This window comes from Microcoleus sp. Pol8_D6, assembly GCF_036700965.1.
Taxonomy (GTDB): domain Bacteria; phylum Cyanobacteriota; class Cyanobacteriia; order Cyanobacteriales; family Microcoleaceae; genus Microcoleus.
Genome location: NZ_JAUBPW010000026.1, coordinates 45,172 through 59,978 on the forward strand (window position 1 = coordinate 45,172; position 14,807 = coordinate 59,978).

The 14,807-nt window shown below is 45.8% G+C and carries 13 protein-coding genes and 1 tRNA gene; 10 read left to right on the forward strand and 4 right to left on the reverse strand.

The annotated features are described in order from the left end of the window. Positions 1–27: 27 nt before the first annotated feature. The 3 genes from QUA10_RS12820 to QUA10_RS12830 all read right to left on the reverse strand — a co-directional run bounded on the left by QUA10_RS12820 (position 28) and on the right by QUA10_RS12830 (position 2,374). Positions 28–876, reverse strand: coding sequence for an alpha/beta hydrolase (locus tag QUA10_RS12820; protein ID WP_333082350.1), 849 nt, complete (start codon positions 874–876; stop codon positions 28–30). A gap of 195 nt (positions 877–1,071) precedes the next feature. Then, positions 1,072–1,797 (reverse strand): DUF3120 domain-containing protein, encoded by a 726-nt coding sequence (locus tag QUA10_RS12825; protein ID WP_333082351.1) that lies wholly within the window; start codon positions 1,795–1,797, stop codon positions 1,072–1,074. After that, positions 1,790–2,374 (reverse strand): hypothetical protein, encoded by a 585-nt coding sequence (locus QUA10_RS12830; RefSeq protein ID WP_333082352.1) that lies wholly within the window; start codon positions 2,372–2,374, stop codon positions 1,790–1,792. Before QUA10_RS12830 ends, QUA10_RS12825 begins: the two co-directional genes overlap by 8 nt. Before the next feature lie 579 nt (positions 2,375–2,953). On the opposite strand from QUA10_RS12830, the gene QUA10_RS12835 reads away from it, so the two are divergent. The 6 genes from QUA10_RS12835 (at position 2,954) to QUA10_RS12860 (ending at position 6,096) form a co-directional block, all read left to right on the forward strand. After that, complete coding sequence (locus tag QUA10_RS12835; RefSeq protein WP_333082353.1) at positions 2,954–4,201, forward strand: ferrochelatase; 1,248 nt, start codon at positions 2,954–2,956, stop codon at positions 4,199–4,201. Positions 4,202–4,483: 282 nt separating this feature from the next. After that, positions 4,484–4,726, forward strand: a complete 243-nt coding sequence (locus QUA10_RS12840; protein WP_333082354.1) for an AbrB/MazE/SpoVT family DNA-binding domain-containing protein — start codon at positions 4,484–4,486, stop codon at positions 4,724–4,726. Then, on the forward strand, positions 4,723–5,067 hold the full coding sequence (gene mazF / locus QUA10_RS12845) for an endoribonuclease MazF (protein WP_333055049.1): 345 nt from the start codon (positions 4,723–4,725) through the stop codon (positions 5,065–5,067). Before QUA10_RS12840 ends, mazF begins: the two co-directional genes overlap by 4 nt. Before the next feature lie 4 nt (positions 5,068–5,071). Continuing rightward, the gene (locus QUA10_RS12850) at positions 5,072–5,359 is read left to right on the forward strand and encodes a DUF433 domain-containing protein (RefSeq protein WP_333082355.1); all 288 of its coding nucleotides are present in this window, start codon (positions 5,072–5,074) and stop codon (positions 5,357–5,359) included. 26 nt (positions 5,360–5,385) lie between these two features. After that, positions 5,386–5,697: a DUF433 domain-containing protein gene (locus QUA10_RS12855; protein WP_333082356.1), complete on the forward strand. Its 312-nt coding sequence runs from the start codon at positions 5,386–5,388 to the stop codon at positions 5,695–5,697. Positions 5,698–5,703: 6 nt separating this feature from the next. Next, positions 5,704–6,096 carry a DUF5615 family PIN-like protein gene (locus QUA10_RS12860; RefSeq protein WP_333082357.1) on the forward strand — a complete coding sequence of 131 codons (393 nt, stop codon included), beginning with the start codon at positions 5,704–5,706 and terminating at the stop codon, positions 6,094–6,096. A 126-nt stretch (positions 6,097–6,222) separates the two neighbouring features. Here the strand turns inward: QUA10_RS12860 and QUA10_RS12865 are convergent, their stop codons facing one another. Beyond that, positions 6,223–7,374, reverse strand: a complete 1,152-nt coding sequence (locus QUA10_RS12865) for an aminotransferase class V-fold PLP-dependent enzyme (protein ID WP_333082358.1) — start codon at positions 7,372–7,374, stop codon at positions 6,223–6,225. Between the two features lie 95 nt (positions 7,375–7,469). On the opposite strand from QUA10_RS12865, the gene QUA10_RS12870 reads away from it, so the two are divergent. The 4 genes from QUA10_RS12870 to drmA all read left to right on the forward strand — a co-directional run bounded on the left by QUA10_RS12870 (position 7,470) and on the right by drmA (position 14,806). Continuing rightward, positions 7,470–9,338, forward strand: a complete 1,869-nt coding sequence (locus QUA10_RS12870; RefSeq protein WP_333082359.1) for a TM0106 family RecB-like putative nuclease — start codon at positions 7,470–7,472, stop codon at positions 9,336–9,338. 88 nt (positions 9,339–9,426) lie between these two features. Then, complete coding sequence (locus QUA10_RS12875) at positions 9,427–10,554, forward strand: esterase-like activity of phytase family protein (RefSeq protein ID WP_333082360.1); 1,128 nt, start codon at positions 9,427–9,429, stop codon at positions 10,552–10,554. A gap of 56 nt (positions 10,555–10,610) precedes the next feature. Then, positions 10,611–10,684, forward strand: a tRNA-Asp gene (locus tag QUA10_RS12880). A 141-nt stretch (positions 10,685–10,825) separates the two neighbouring features. Further along, complete coding sequence (gene drmA / locus QUA10_RS12885; protein WP_333082361.1) at positions 10,826–14,806, forward strand: DISARM system helicase DrmA; 3,981 nt, start codon at positions 10,826–10,828, stop codon at positions 14,804–14,806. Position 14,807: the final 1 nt, after the last annotated feature.

The window sequence follows — 14,807 nt, forward strand, 5'->3', positions numbered from 1 at the left end:
TCGTACATTAGAGGAACAATAACTCAGCTAAGCCGCTGCTGGCAAAAAGTCTCGAATTCGCTGCAAGTATGTTGCGGCATCCTCCAGCATCGGAAAGTGAGCCGTATTCGGAATTATAACAAATTCTACTTTTTTGCTGAGGGAGGCTGCTTGCTCTCCCATGACGGCGGGGATAATTTGGTCAAATTCTCCGGCAATAAGCAGTGTGGGAACACTCAGCCGCGCAAATTCTTGGGGCATTTCCTCGGCTGCTCTTTTACTGACTGCCGTCACCATTGTACCGATAGCAGCTTGCTCGTCTGCCATTAAAAAATCCTTGAGAAACGCCAGACTGACCTCTGTGGGCAGGGAACGGCGCAAAAACCGGGCCATAAATAGCCGATCGGCAAACGGGATGGATGCCAACCAAGAGGGTCTAAATTTTACCACATAGCCACCGAATTTGTGAAAAGTTGTAAAGGCTTTTTCATCGTATTCAAAAATCCCGCTGCAAGTGAGAATTGCTTTTTCTACTTTTTCGGGGTAAAGGTTGAGAAATAAAGTAGCAATTGATGCACCTGTGGAGTGAGCATTGAGAAAGACGCGACTTAAATTCAGAGATTCTAATAATTCAGCTAAATCGCGGGCGTAGGTTTCGAGTTCGTAGCTGGACTCAGGAGGCTCTTTTGGCAAGGGCGATCGACCAAAACCTCTCATATCGTAGAGCAAACAATCAAAATCATCAGCAATAGCCCGTGCCGTGCTTTCCCAGTAGCGCGCTGAACCCGCCCAACCGTGCAGAAATACCATCACGGGTTTGCCGCTGGGTTGGGTACTGTTATCTGCAGTTATCCACTCGTAATAATGTTCTACACCGCGAATTGAAATGAAAGACATGATATTGATTTAGGATTCTTAGATTTTAGATTTTAGATTTTAACTCATAATTGTTCAGTAAATACCAAAATTCCCGACTTCTTTAAAAAGTCAGGAATCTCCAGACTACATCCCTCAAAAAAATCTGCGTTAATCTGCGTCAATTTGCCCACATCTGCGGTCAAAAAATACCAACATAAAAACTAATCATAAATCTTAAGCAGCAGAAGCAGCCAACCAAAATAAACCATCAACCAAAAGCGTGCTTAACACCGCGCCGCTAAACGCGCGCCAGTGGAGTTCTCGATCGCGCAAACTCAGCAAACCGACTGTTAGCAACACAGCGATTAAAACTAAAGCACAGCCTATGCCCCAAGGAGTTTCGATTTGACCGATCGCACTTTGAAAAATCGGCATTGCTAATTCCGGTTCCGCGTGCATCACTTGCCGCCAGTAGGGCATCAACCCAGTTAAATAAAAATATAAATCAGTAATGGCAGTGCCCAAGAGCGAACCTAAATAAAAATAGCCGCCCACTTTCCCCCAAGATTTGCCCAAGCACCAAATAGCAAAAGGCAAGCCAATTGCTTCTATAGGTAGATGTAAAATAGGTTCCCATCTAAACCAGCCCCAATAGATAGAACCTGCCAGCCAACATCCGGCAAATCCTAATAATAAATCTCCCCAAAGTTGGGTTTTGGGGCGAAAAATTAGAATTAAACTAAGAACGAACCAGGGGATAGTTGACAGCAAACTGATGGTGGGATATAAGCGCACTAACGGTGCTTGCACGAAGACTGGAATTGAAACTAAAAATGCAGAGGCGCTAAATATTAACCACTGTTTGATGGTGTTAGTTGTGCCTGAAGTGACAGAATTGTCGAGGCGGGCAATGGTGGCAATAGGTGCGATCGCTGAGGATACTAAATTAAGATTAAACAACTGATTGGACTCCGTATTGTTTCAATAGGTGGACTAAAAATTTTGCTGCGGTTGTGGGTGCGACAGTCTCAATGCCGGCGGCGGTTTGGCTGACGTGCCAGCCTTTTGCCGTTTCGGGAGCTCGCCATAAATCCAAATGTTCGATCGCCGGATCTGCATAAAAGCTTTCTCCACCGCCGCCGAGAATTGCTGAACTCCAGTGCGTAAAGCGATCGTGGCTGATTCGGTGGATGGGAAAATTGCCCCCCAGGGGTACTCCCCAACCGTCTAAGGCAAAAAAAGCCCCGACTTTGCCGCCGAGTTGCTGCCACATCCAAGCCGCCCCGATCGCCCCGGCTACTCCTGCCGAAAAGCTGACAAATACTAGACTTTCTCCTGCTAACTTTTCGCTGCACAAAAAGTGCAATATGTCAAGAGCCGAAAAAGGCGGATATTTATGAGCGGGAAAAATCTTGACACGATCAACTATTTGCTGGTTTTCGCGATCGGCTGCCACTCCCCAAAGCCCCGAAAGTCCCGCCAGGAAACAGTCGGTTAGCTTTGGTTCGTGGACTCCGGGGCAAATTACCAGTCTCATAGTTCGTCAAGAAAGTTAATATAGTTCGCAACATAACTTTATCATATGCCTACTATATCATATACTACCCCAGGGGATAGGGTGTTAAAGTTATAATAGAGTCAAGTTTGAAGAGTATCCCCCCAAGTTAAATGCTGGGAACGCTCCAAACCGCATTAATCTGAGGCAAGGTGAGGGAGTCTTAAGAAAACATGAAACTTATCCCCCCCCGCCCCATCTCCTGTCAAGCTTAGCAAAGGCTGATTCTAGTTTTAAGCAGTTCTGTATTTAGATTTAACTTTTCCGGCGGCGTCGAAGCCGACCCCACAAAAGCTTAAAGAAATAGGATTGTGAAAATTAGAGGCCTGCCAGCTTAGCTGCCCTACGAATTTCGGGTCAGGATCAAAAAACCGACTTAGGACTGATGCTCATCAATCCGGTTTCTAGGATAAATAAGAGGTTTGACCGGGAAGTATGGGCGCAGAAACCGGGAATCAGCCCCGCGCACGTCAGTCGTGCGATCGCAAACAATGAAAAATCTCCCATTCACCCTTCATCCTGCCTGGATCTCTTAGAATAAATAAAATTGAGGAATACAAAGTGGTTGCTTCTCCAGAAAAAATCGATTTCAAAACATCTGCAGCACCCGCAAGTAACGATCGCGTTGCTGTATTGCTGATGGGTTACGGCGAAGTCGAAAGCTACGACGATTTTGCCAACTACAACGAACAAGCTTTAAATTTGCTTACGGCAAAGTTTGCGCCAGTACCGCTTTGGATTTATCCGCCGCTGGCTAAGATTTTAGCAATCTTTGACTTGCACGAGTGGAGTCACCAACACGGTCAATTCGTTTCGCCGCACAATGCAATTTTTGAACAACAGCGCGCCGGGATTGAAAAGAATTTACAGGAGAAATGGGGCGATAAAGTAAAAGTGTTCAAAGCTTTTAACTTTTGCGCGCCGTTTTTGCCGGAACAAGTAATCCCTCAAATTAAAGCAGAAGGATTTGACAAAATTCTGATTTATCCGCTGTTGGTTGTTGATTCTGTTTTCACCAGCGGCATTGCTGTGGAACAGGTGAATAAAGCTTTAGCACAAACCTTTGATGGTAAGGAACATTGGGTAAAAGGACAGCGCTACATTCCTTCTTTTTACGATGAACCTGCTTACATCCAGCTAATGGCGGATTTGGTTGAAGAGGAAATTAAGAACGATTTAGCTGTAGCGCATTTGCCTTCTCAGATTGGGATTGTGCTGATGAATCACGGTTGTCCGCACAAGGCGAAGGGCTTTACTTCGGGAATTGTGGAAAGTCAAGCTTTGTACGATCGCGTGCGGGAACGTTTGATGTATCGCTATCCTTTGATTTCGGTGGGTTGGCTGAATCATGACACGCCGCTGATTGAATGGACGCAGCCGGATGCGACGTTGGCTGCGAAGAATTTGATCGATCTGGGTGCAACTGCGATCGTGTTTATGCCGATCGGATTTGCGACAGAAAATCACGAAACATTGTTAGATGTTGACCACGTGATTGAGTCTTTGCAGAAACAGCGTCAAGGAGTTACTTACCGTAAATTGCCTTGCGTGAATGACCATCCAGAGTTTCTGAAAATGGCGGCAGAGTGGGCAAATCCACAGATTGAAGCGTTGTTGAGTGAAACTGCGGTTGCTGTTAATCCGAGTTTGGCTTCGGCCCAGCGCGAACACAGCCATTCTCACGGGGAACACGGCCATTCTCATGGCGAACACGGTCATTCTCACGGACACGGCCATTCTCATGGCGAACACGGGCATTCTCATGGCGGGCACGGGCATTCTCACGGCGGGCACGGGCACAGTCATTAATTAGGATCTGAGAAACCGGGTTTTTGCGACAATACTGCGTTGAAGACGACAGATTAAGTAAAAAACCCGGTTTCTGTGTCGGAGTGCGTAAATCGAGATTAATTTAGGTGAAAAGTCGATCGCCCTTTGCTTGTTGTAGAGAAAGGGCGATTTCCTTTTTTATCAAATTTTCTGTGCTTGTCAAACATCCGCTTAGTCGCTACACTGTAGATACTCTGTATATACGTTTTCTTAGAAAGGGTAAATTCCTCAGAGTGATATCACTAACTGGAGGTTCAGGCTATGGTTGGGACGATCGCAAAATGGGGAAACAGTCTTGCTATTCGGATTCCACAGAATTTAGCTAAAGAGATTAACTTGGCTGAGGGTTCCGAAGTGAAGCTTGTCTTGATAGATGGCAAGCTGACGATCGAGCCTATCGTTCGTCGGCGGTATTCGCTTGAGGAGCTGATCGAGGCAATGACGCCAGACAATGTTCATACTGAGATTGATACTGGAGTTGCTATCGGGAACGAAGTTTGGTGACACAATCAAATCCCTACATTCCGAGTCGAGGCGATATCGTTTATTTAGACTTTGACCCAACTAAGGGACACGAGCAAAAAGGACTTAGACCTGCTTTTGTGCTGTCGCCTCGCTCCTACAACGAGAAAAGCTCCTTAGCTCTATTTATGCCGATTACAAAACAACAAAAAGGGTATCCTTTTGAAGTTATCCTACCCACTGGATTAAAAGTTCAGGGAGTAATTCTTGCAGATCAAATTAAGTGTTTAGACTGGAAAGCTCGCGGTATTCGATTGGTTGAGTCGGTATCTCAAGATGTAATTGAAGAGGTACAAGCTAAAATAGAGCCATTGTTATTGTAAAAGCATGAAGTTCACGGGGCTGCATAAATCAGACGATCGCACTTTTCCTGAAATTACCTATGTGCGCGGCGCTAGTGGCCAACTCGTTCCTGTTTTGCGCGGCACTCGCTTGCGGGTGCAAACAATAGTCATCGCAGCCCAGAAATGGGGTTTTTCGCCAAACCAAATTGCCGCTGAGTATGACTTAAGTGAAGCTCAAGTGAACGATGTTCTCGCTTTTTATGCCGCCCACTCTCAGGAAATAGATGCCTCTATTGACGCTGAGAAAATTATCGAAGCTGCCAATGTCTAAACCGCTATTGCATCTGGATATCGATTATGACCATCAAAGAACAACTTCTCCAAACCATTGAAACACTGCCTGATGACTTGCTAGCACAAACGCTGCAATTCGTCCAAACCCTTCAAAATCCCATTCACAAAACTCCAGGAATTTGTGGCGGTGCAGCGCGAATTCGCGATACCCGCATTCCCGTCTGGACGATTATCGCCTACCAACAACAGGGCGCAACTGAAGCCGAACTTCTCTATAATTATCCAGGACTCACCCTTCAAGATTTGCAAGCGGTTGGGAACTATTACGAACATAACCGAGAAGAAATCGAGCTGTGGCTTGCTGAAAATGAATAACTGCCAATGCTAAAGTTTTACTCAAATGAAAACTTCCCGATCGAAATGGTTAATTTACTGCGATCGCGTGGCTATGATGTTTTGACATCCTATGAAGCCGGACAAGCCAATCAAAAAATTCCCGATGATGAAGTCTTGATGTACGCGACAAATGCAGGGCGCATAGTCATTACAGAAAATCGTCAAGATTTTATGAATCTCCACTTTACAACCTCAAATCATGCAGGAATTGTAATTTGTAAAGCCGATCGAGACTATGCAGGCAAAGTGCAGGTACTCCACGACTTTTTCACTCAAGATAAACAGCCAATGGACAATCGTCTGCTTCGGGTGATGAAACAGAATCTTAAAGGTAGCCCACAGACATTTATACTTCAGGAATACCCAAAATCTTCTTAATAATAATTGTTCCAGCCACACCATAACCAATATACGGACTTAGGGCCGATCGCCCCAACCAATTTGTATCGTGCGCCGCCGTGAGATTTTCCAGCTAGTTGAAATAGCTAACGGTGGCGCCGCACCCTACGCTATGGCGATCGCCCCAACCAACTTATCAATCTCCGCCTCAGTGGTAAAATAATGAACACAAGCCCGCACACAATCAGGATTAAGAATAGTCCTTACCATAATTCCCTGTTTTTCCAACAAATCGACCAGCTTCTTGTGCGGCATCCCATTAGTTAATCGAAACGAAACCAAACCCGCTTCCGGCGCCGATTTCCGCAAACATTCCACATCGGGAAGTTCCGACAAACGCTCCCAGAGATACTTACTCAAACGGCAGATTTCCGCATACCTTTCCTCGATCGTACCCCATTCATATTGCAGGGCGATCGCACTCCGCAAACCCGCATACAAAGGATAAGCCGAAGTCGCAATTTCGTAGCGCTGTGCTCCAGACTTCCACCCAAGGACTTTAGCATTAGCATCCGTCAAAATTCCCCGCCAACCGATAAACACCGGATGCAAATCTGCCAAAGCTTCAGCACTCACATAAAGTCCCCCCAAACCTTCTGGGCCACACCACCATTTGTGACCAGTAAAAGCATAAAAGTCAACCCCAGATTCAATCAAATTTAAAGGCAAAACCCCCACTGATTGAGCCGCATCAACTAACACTTTGACTCCGGTTTGATGACATACTTTCACAATCTCAGCCAGAGGCAAAACTTGGCCAGTATTCCACAAAATGTGACTGATAACCAACAAGCGAGTATTTGGCCGCAAACTATCAGCAATCACCGCCACCGGATCACCTTCATTCAAAGTAGCCGCCAACGGACAAAACGAAACCTCAATGTTGAAACGGCGCTGAAGTTCCATTACACTAGCTACAATGCCGGGGTGTTCGCAATCAGAAAGCAGCAAATGGTCGCCTGCTTTCCAGTCAATGCCCCACAGCGCAATATTGCAGCCGACGGTGACATCTTCAGTCAGGGCGATGGTTTCAGGAGGTACGGTCAACTCAGATGCGATCGCACGTCGCGTCAGCATCGCCTCCTGAACCACCCAAGCCCCCACCTCCCCCGAAAACGGCCCCCCAAGCTGCACCCGTTTGTAAGCATCATAAATCGCCTCTAAAGCAGTCTCAGGCAGCGGCCCTTGTCCGCCGTAGTTAAAATAAGCTTTATTGGCCAAAGCTGGGAATTGTTGCCGGTGATTGTCCTTTGTCATTTTTTTTGGGGAATTATTGATAGCGTTAATATTGAATAACTAATGCTGTGAATTTTATACCTTTTGCCTGATACTCTATGCCTTGCGAATACTAAATGTTAATAACTGACAAACTGCTACTTTCCTATCAGCGATGCCATCTCCGAGCATTTTTAGACACCTGCGGAGACTGGAAACAACTAGATCCCCCCAGCGACTTTTTGCTGAAACTGATGCGCGACAGCGCGGCATACCAGCAGCAAGCTTTGGAACACGAGACTTACCAACAACCATATTATCCTAGAGGGGATTGGGAAGCCGGCGCGGCCGCTACATTGAGTTTAATGCAGCAAGGGGTCGATCGCATTTACCGAGGAGTTCTGATGCAGGGCGAATTCGGCCAAACCAACGGCGCGACAACTTCTCTGGTAGGAATTGACAGTCCATATTTCCCAGAATTTGGAGAAATCCCCGAAACTCCTGTTCATCTTTCATCCTCCAGTCTTCCCTCTTCAAACATTACCCTGATCGGCCGCCCTCATTTATTAATCAAACAGCCGGGACAATCAAAATTTGGCAATTGGAGTTATATTACTGCCGATATTTGGCTTAGCAAGCGACCAAAACAAGAGTATCAAATTATCGCAGCTTTTCACGCCCAAGTTTTAGCTTCCGTACAGGAAACAATGCCCGATACTGCGTGGCTGATGCTGCGAAAAAAAGGGCTGTGGGCGGTGAATCTCGACCAGCGAACTCCTCAGATGTTCGAGATTTTAGACAACTGCATTCAGATAATAGAAAATCGGGATAAACCAGAGGTGTTCATTTCCCGGCAAAAGTGCAATCTTTGTGGTTGGTATACTCTCTGTCACGCCGAAGCCGAATCTATTAAACATCTTTCGTTATTACCGGGAGTTACTGCCAGCCGCTATGCTAGACTAAAAACTCTCAAAATTACTGATGTAGAAGCTCTCGCTAATGCTAGTTCCGAACTGCTAGCTGAGTATCCAGAATTCCCCGACAGAGTTGCCTTTGATGTAGTGCAGCAAGCTAAATCGCACTTGCTAAATCAACCGCTGTTGCGGGAGGAAGGAAGTTCGGCAACGGATTTTGTAACGGATGTGACGGATAGAAGTTCGGCAACGGATTTCGTAACGGATGTAACGGATGTAACGGATAGAAGTTCGGCAGCGAACACTGTAGGGGATTTAACAAATTTAACCGATGTAGGTGTGAGTAAAGAAAGAATAAGAGAAGAGACAGAAGTTAATCAATTTATAATCATACCAGAAGTTGCCGAGAAGAGTTTAGCAACAGTTAATCTTGTTCTGGGAAACACTACAGAAAATAAACCTGCCACATCTTCTATACCTGCGCCAATCCTCCGCAAGAAACCAATTCCGTATTCCCAATCTGTTTTTTTGCCGATCGCCCCAATCGAACTCTACTTTGACATTGAAGCGGAACCCGAGTTAAATTTAGATTACCTCCACGGAGTCTTAGTTGTTGACCGATGCAACAATACGGAAAAATTCCACGGCTTTTTAGCAGAATCAGCAGCAGAGGAAGGTGCAATCTGGGAGCAATTTTTAGAATTAATGTGGACTTATCCCATTGCTCCGATTTTCCACTTTTGCGACTACGAAGTCAAGACTTTTAAGCGGCTGGCTAAACTTTACAATACTCCAGCTTATTTGTGGAAACCCGTGCTGAAACGGTTTGTAGATATTCACAAACAAGTGACGCAAAAAGCGATTATGCCGGTGGAAAGTTACGCACTCAAACCAATTGCCCGCTGGCTGGGTTTTGATTGGCGAGATGCTAAGGCTAATGGTGCTCAGTGCGTCTGCTGGTACGACGATTGGCTCAAAACTGGCGATCGATCGCTCTTGGAGGCGATCGTCCGCTACAATGAGGACGACTGTCGTGCTACTTATGTGGTTAAAGATTGGTTGACCAATTTTTTGCTGAATCATGAGCCGTGATTTTTAGATTTAACGAACCGCGAAGACGCGAAGGGCGCGAAGGAAGAAAGGGAAGAGGAAGATAGGTAATAATGTATTTATTGGTAAAATGCGAAAGCTAGGAAAAGCAACTATATTTATTGTCTGTTTTTTGATGGTAGCAACTGTTGCTATTTGGGTAAACCAATCAGCGCAATCTTTCGCCGTTACGAAAATAGATTTTATCGGCAGAGCAATATTTCCTACAGGTTCTCCGTTTCAGGGGACGGAAATTGGCGGACTATCGAGCATTACTTATGATGCCGAAAAACAAGTTTATTATGCCATTTCTGATGACCGAAGCAGCAAGGCTCCGGCCCGCTTCTATACTCTAAAAATCAACTTGCAATCTGGTAAACTGGAAAAAGAGCAAATTACTTTTACGGGAGTCACTACTTTATTAGATGAAAACGGCAAAGGTTTTCCTGAATTAAGTTTAGATCCCGAAGGGATAGTTTTTACTGGCAATAGCGTGTTTGTTTCTTCTGAGGGAGATGTCGATCGCCAAATAAATCCTTTTATCAAAGAGTTCTCCCTCGATGGTAAACTCCTGAAAACGCTGCCAATTCCTGACCTATTTTTGCCCGACGACAAAGGTAGTAAAGGCATCCGCAACAATCTATCATTTGAAAGTTTAACTTTAACGCCCGATCGCAAATACCTATTTACAGCTACCGAAAACGCCTTGGTTCAAGATGGCGCCGTAGCTTCCCTGGAAACCGGGAGCCCGTGCCGGATTTTGCGCTACGATGCGGTGAGTGGCAATCCAGAAGCATCGTTTCTCTACATCACCGAACCGCTACCCGCTGGTGCGAATCCTGTGGGAAAATTAACTAGCAACGGTTTAGTGGATTTGTTGGCGATCGACGATAACCGCCTGCTGAGTTTAGAGCGTGCTTTCTCCCTGGAAACCGGCACCACTATCAGAATTTTTGAGATTTCTCTGGAAAAGGGCGATCGTATTGAAGCACTCGAAAGCCTCAAAAGCCGTCTGGGCGAGGTTTCTCCCGCTCAAAAACGGCTGCTGCTGGATTTGGAAACCCTGAAAATTCCCCTAGACAACATTGAGGGGTTGACATTTGGCCCGGTGTTAGGCGATGGTAGCAGAGGTCTGATTTTGGTGAGTGACAACAACTTCAGTCCCCTGCAAGAGACTCAGATTTTGGGCTTCCAAATAAAAGTTCAAAAAACCTCTTGACAAAAGGTGAAGTTATAGGCATAATAGAAATTGTGCCTGAAAAAAAGGCAAAACGAGGGACAGTAGTTCAATTGGTTAGAGCACCGCCCTGTCACGGCGGAAGTTGCGGGTTCGAGCCCCGTCTGTCCCGTTCTCTCGTAAATAGAAATTCTAAAGCAGTTCAGCTTTGTAAAAAAGGTGAACTGTTTTAATTTATACTCAAGGATAACTCCTTGTACGATCGGCAAGCGCAGTACAAGGCTGGGTTCTAACCAACCTCAGAAGGTATATCGTGTCAGTACGCACAGAACTGCTACTCAATCTCAGACAGGAAGTTCTCGGCCCGAGAGAGTCTTGTTTCGAGGTGTTGTCCAGTACCCAAGATCCCCGTAATGAGTTCATCACCGGTGTCCTGATCCCGCGAGAGGCTAGCGAGCAGGATGCTAAGGAAATTGAAGGAGAAGCTGAAACTTTAGGGACTGGGATAGATGAATGTGGCGATGACGATTCCGATGAAGAAGCCCCAATTGCAGCAGCAGCCCCGATTTTAGATCCCAAATCTTTACCCCGTTCTATGGGGATTTCTTTTATTGTCCGCGCTACAGATAAAGGCAAACCACAGATAGCTTTTTGTGCAACTTGGGCGCGGTATCAAGATCAAAAAGATCCGCAGGGAAAACAAGTTTTCCGGCGAGTTCCCCATTGCTACCTAACTCCCGAAATAATACCTGTTTCCGAATTTTTACAAATCCCAGAAATAGATGCGGTTAGAATTACTCTTCGCAGCGCGCGCCGGGGTGACAATACTTACAAAGTATCGATTTACCTAGTTAATGAAACTTCTCTGATTGACCCGATGGAAGAGTCGGGAAAAAGGCGGTTTCAGACAAGCGACATGATTTTTCACCCTCAAATTCGAGTCGTTTGTGCAGAAAATACTGAGCTTTTGCCTTTTGATAGTTTTGAGCCGGCGGCGGAGGTTCCTGCGGCGGGAAGTTTAGAAGAAGAAGATGAGTCATTAGCACTCATATATCGAGAGTATCAAGCTTATGCGCGGGGTCATTTGTGCGCGGCTGTCTGGGCAGAAATAGACCCAGAACGTCCTTGTCAGGTAGAAAATCCCTTGCTGTGGATTGACGGAGAAGTTGTCGAATCTAAATACGGAAAAGAGCAGTGGCAAAAGTTTGTCAAACCTGAATGCAGAACGGAATATGTTCCTTGCTACCCAATTCAATCTCCTGAAATAGATTGGAATTTAGAAACTGGACAACCTCCTGAACTCAGGACAACTGCATTAGCCCAAATCTGGAATCAGATAGCAATTCGGGAGGCCCTGCAACCTCTTGTCGGTGGATATGCAGCTTGGATAAGTCAACAAGCCACAGAAGTCGATCGCTTGGAGAGTAGATATCACAGGGCCGCTAACCGACACTTAGCAAGCTGCCATCAAGCAAGGGCAAGAATTCAAGAAGCGATCGATTTGATTGCTGAGGACGAGGAAGTTAGGCTGGCTTTCTGCTTGGCCAATCAAGCGATTGATTTGCAGGCATCTTGGAAGGGTCAGAGAGATGAATTTAGATGGCGACCTTTTCAGCTTGCTTTTGTGTTAGTGAATATTCCGGCGATCGCCAATCCACTCCATCGCGATCGCACAACTTGCGACTTATTAGCATTTGCTACTGGCGGCGGCAAGACTGAGGCTTATTTGGGTTTAGCTGCTTTCACGATGGGATTGAGGAGATTAAGGTCTCAGAAAGATACCGAGGGCGATCGCACCGGACACGGTATTAGCGTAATTTCTCGATACACCCTCAGACTGTTAACAATTCAACAGTTTCGTCGTGCTTTAGGCTTAATTGTCGCCTGTGAAGTGTTGCGAGTTGAAAATTTAGGAACAAGTGCGCCTGTCGGTTGGAGACCTAACAAATGCACTTGGAAAGACAGCAACATTTGGGGAACTACGCGCTTTTCTGCCGGATTGTGGGTTGGGGGAAGTGTTACGCCCAACAGTCTCAAAGGATTGCCACATCTCAAGATTACTGGTGCTATTGATGCCCTCAAAGGTCAAAAAGCAGAGGGAGAACCCGCTCAGATTCTTAACTGTCCTTGTTGCGGCTCAATTCTAGCTGTTCCGAAAGATGGTTTGGGTGCAAAACGAGACGGACATACTATTCATTTGGTCATCAAAGGCGAGGTCAACCCCAGCTTACTTGCTAGCCACGTTAGACCTTTAGACGAAATGGCAGAAGCTCCTGTTTTTTCTATATCTAACAACAGCAACGCTGAAGGTTACATCACTCTCTCTATAAATTTCAACTTAAAAGAAGGTGTCAGACTTTTCTCTGGACAATTAGATGATTGGTGGAGAACTCAGGTAAAGCCTCACTCGATCGATGCAGAATTAGTTGCTTTCAGAATCAGCCGCTCGGGATATTTCAAGAAAGCTTATACAGGCAGCCGCGGTGCCGCAAATATCGAAGATTTTGAAATTTACTGTCCCAGTCCCAACTGCTACCTCAACACGGCAAAACAATGGAATGAAAAAGTACCCATTCAATTTAACGAAAAATGTATGCCTCTACTCAACACCTCAAATAGCTTTGTTTGGGAAAAGCCTAGAGATGCTTTTAAACAAAGTTCGCACTCTTCCAGAATACCAATTTCAGCATTTACAGTTGACGACCAAATTTATTCGCGCATACCTTCTTTACTGGTTGCTACAGTAGATAAATTTGCCCGTTTAGCATTTGAACCCAAAGCAGGGTCTCTTTTTGGCAACATCAATCGCTATTGTAGCAGAGAAGGTTACTACCGTGCGAATGCAGGAGTTGAGTCAACCTCTCCTCAAAAGCAAAAAAAAGATGTGCATCCGCTGTTACCGCCGGACTTGATTTTACAAGACGAGCTGCATTTAATTGAAGGCCCGTTAGGCAGCATGGTAGGGCTTTATGAAACTGCAGTTGATACTTTGTGCGAACAAATGTATCGCGGTCAAATTGTCAAACCTAAATATATTGCCTCTACTGCAACGGTACGACAGTCTCAATCGCAAATACAATGCCTATTTGACCGCAATGTGTTTCAATTTCCACCGATGAGTCTGTCAGCAGCAGATAGCTTTTTTGCCAGAACGCCAGCGAATGTTCACCCCATAGATACTGATGAAAATGATCGACATCCTAGCGGTCGTCTTTATGTTGCTGTTTGTGCTCCCGGCAAAGGCGCTCAAACTCCCATTGTTCGGCTTTACTCGTCAATGCTCCAAAGTATTTGGGAACTGAAAGAAGCAGAATATAATGATACAGATTGCGATCCTTTTTGGACGCTGGTGGGTTATTTCAATGCGATTAGAGAGTTAGCTGGAGCCTTGACTCTTTACCGCCAAGATATTCCTGAACGGCTGAAGTATGTAGCAGAGGTTAGAGGAGTTAGTCCACGAGATTTAGGTGAAGAAATAGAGCTTTCTAGCCGCAAGGATTCGACGGAACTGCCGGGTTTATTGACCAGCCTCGCCCAATCATTGCCTGAAGCCAAAGATATTGTTTTGAGTACGTCAATGTTTGGTACAGGTGTTGATATCGATCGCCTGGGTTTAATGATTGTCAACGGTCAACCCAAAACCACTTCATCCTACATTCAAGCTACAGGCCGCGTCGGTCGTTCTCAAGGAGGTTTAGTCATTACTTTTTTTAGAGCTAGCCGTCCGAGAGACTTAGACCATTACGAGTTTTTTACTGGGTATCACAGGGCTATTTATCGCTATGTTGAACCGATTACAGTCACACCATTCGCTGCTAGGGCTAGAGAGCGAGGCATGGGGCCGGTAGCCGTCGCATTGCTGCGCCAAGCGCGACAAATTCAGAGCGTACCTGTTTTAGCGGAATGGGCGGCAAGAAGCAATGCTTGTGTTATGCAAAATAATCGCAACTTAGCGGAGGAATTAGAGGCGATCAATCAGTTAATTAACAGGCGATCGCAAATTCAACTGCCAATTCGCCGCCCGCCACAAGATCAGGTCGATCGCGAAGTGCGAGGAGGCTTCGATCGCTGGCAAACAGTCGCAGAAAATCAGAACAATCTGGTTTATGAAGAATATGCGATCGATAAAGATCCCACCAAGCCCGTTGTCTTAGGAGATGACCAACATCAAGAACGAAATTTTGCGGTCGTCTATCGGAATGCTCCCCAGTCATTGCGCGACGTAGAAGGAATGACACGCTTTGGCAGCATTCCCTCCGGATATCGCAAAAACTCAGAAAATCCACGAGGTTAAT

Excerpts from the sequence above, each read along its gene's own strand:
- QUA10_RS12820 (WP_333082350.1), bottom strand. The coding sequence starts at position 876 with ATGTCTTTCATTTCAATTCGCGGTGTAGAACATTATTACGAGTGGATA.
- QUA10_RS12830 (WP_333082352.1), bottom strand. The coding sequence starts at position 2,374 with ATGAGACTGGTAATTTGCCCCGGAGTCCACGAACCAAAGCTAACCGAC.
- QUA10_RS12840 (WP_333082354.1), top strand. The coding sequence starts at position 4,484 with ATGGTTGGGACGATCGCAAAATGGGGAAACAGTCTTGCTATTCGGATT.
- QUA10_RS12850 (WP_333082355.1), top strand. The coding sequence starts at position 5,072 with ATGAAGTTCACGGGGCTGCATAAATCAGACGATCGCACTTTTCCTGAA.
- QUA10_RS12855 (WP_333082356.1), top strand. The coding sequence starts at position 5,386 with ATGACCATCAAAGAACAACTTCTCCAAACCATTGAAACACTGCCTGAT.
- QUA10_RS12860 (WP_333082357.1), top strand. The coding sequence starts at position 5,704 with ATGCTAAAGTTTTACTCAAATGAAAACTTCCCGATCGAAATGGTTAAT.
- QUA10_RS12865 (WP_333082358.1), bottom strand. The coding sequence starts at position 7,374 with ATGACAAAGGACAATCACCGGCAACAATTCCCAGCTTTGGCCAATAAA.
- QUA10_RS12870 (WP_333082359.1), top strand. The coding sequence starts at position 7,470 with ATGTTAATAACTGACAAACTGCTACTTTCCTATCAGCGATGCCATCTC.
- QUA10_RS12875 (WP_333082360.1), top strand. The coding sequence starts at position 9,427 with ATGCGAAAGCTAGGAAAAGCAACTATATTTATTGTCTGTTTTTTGATG.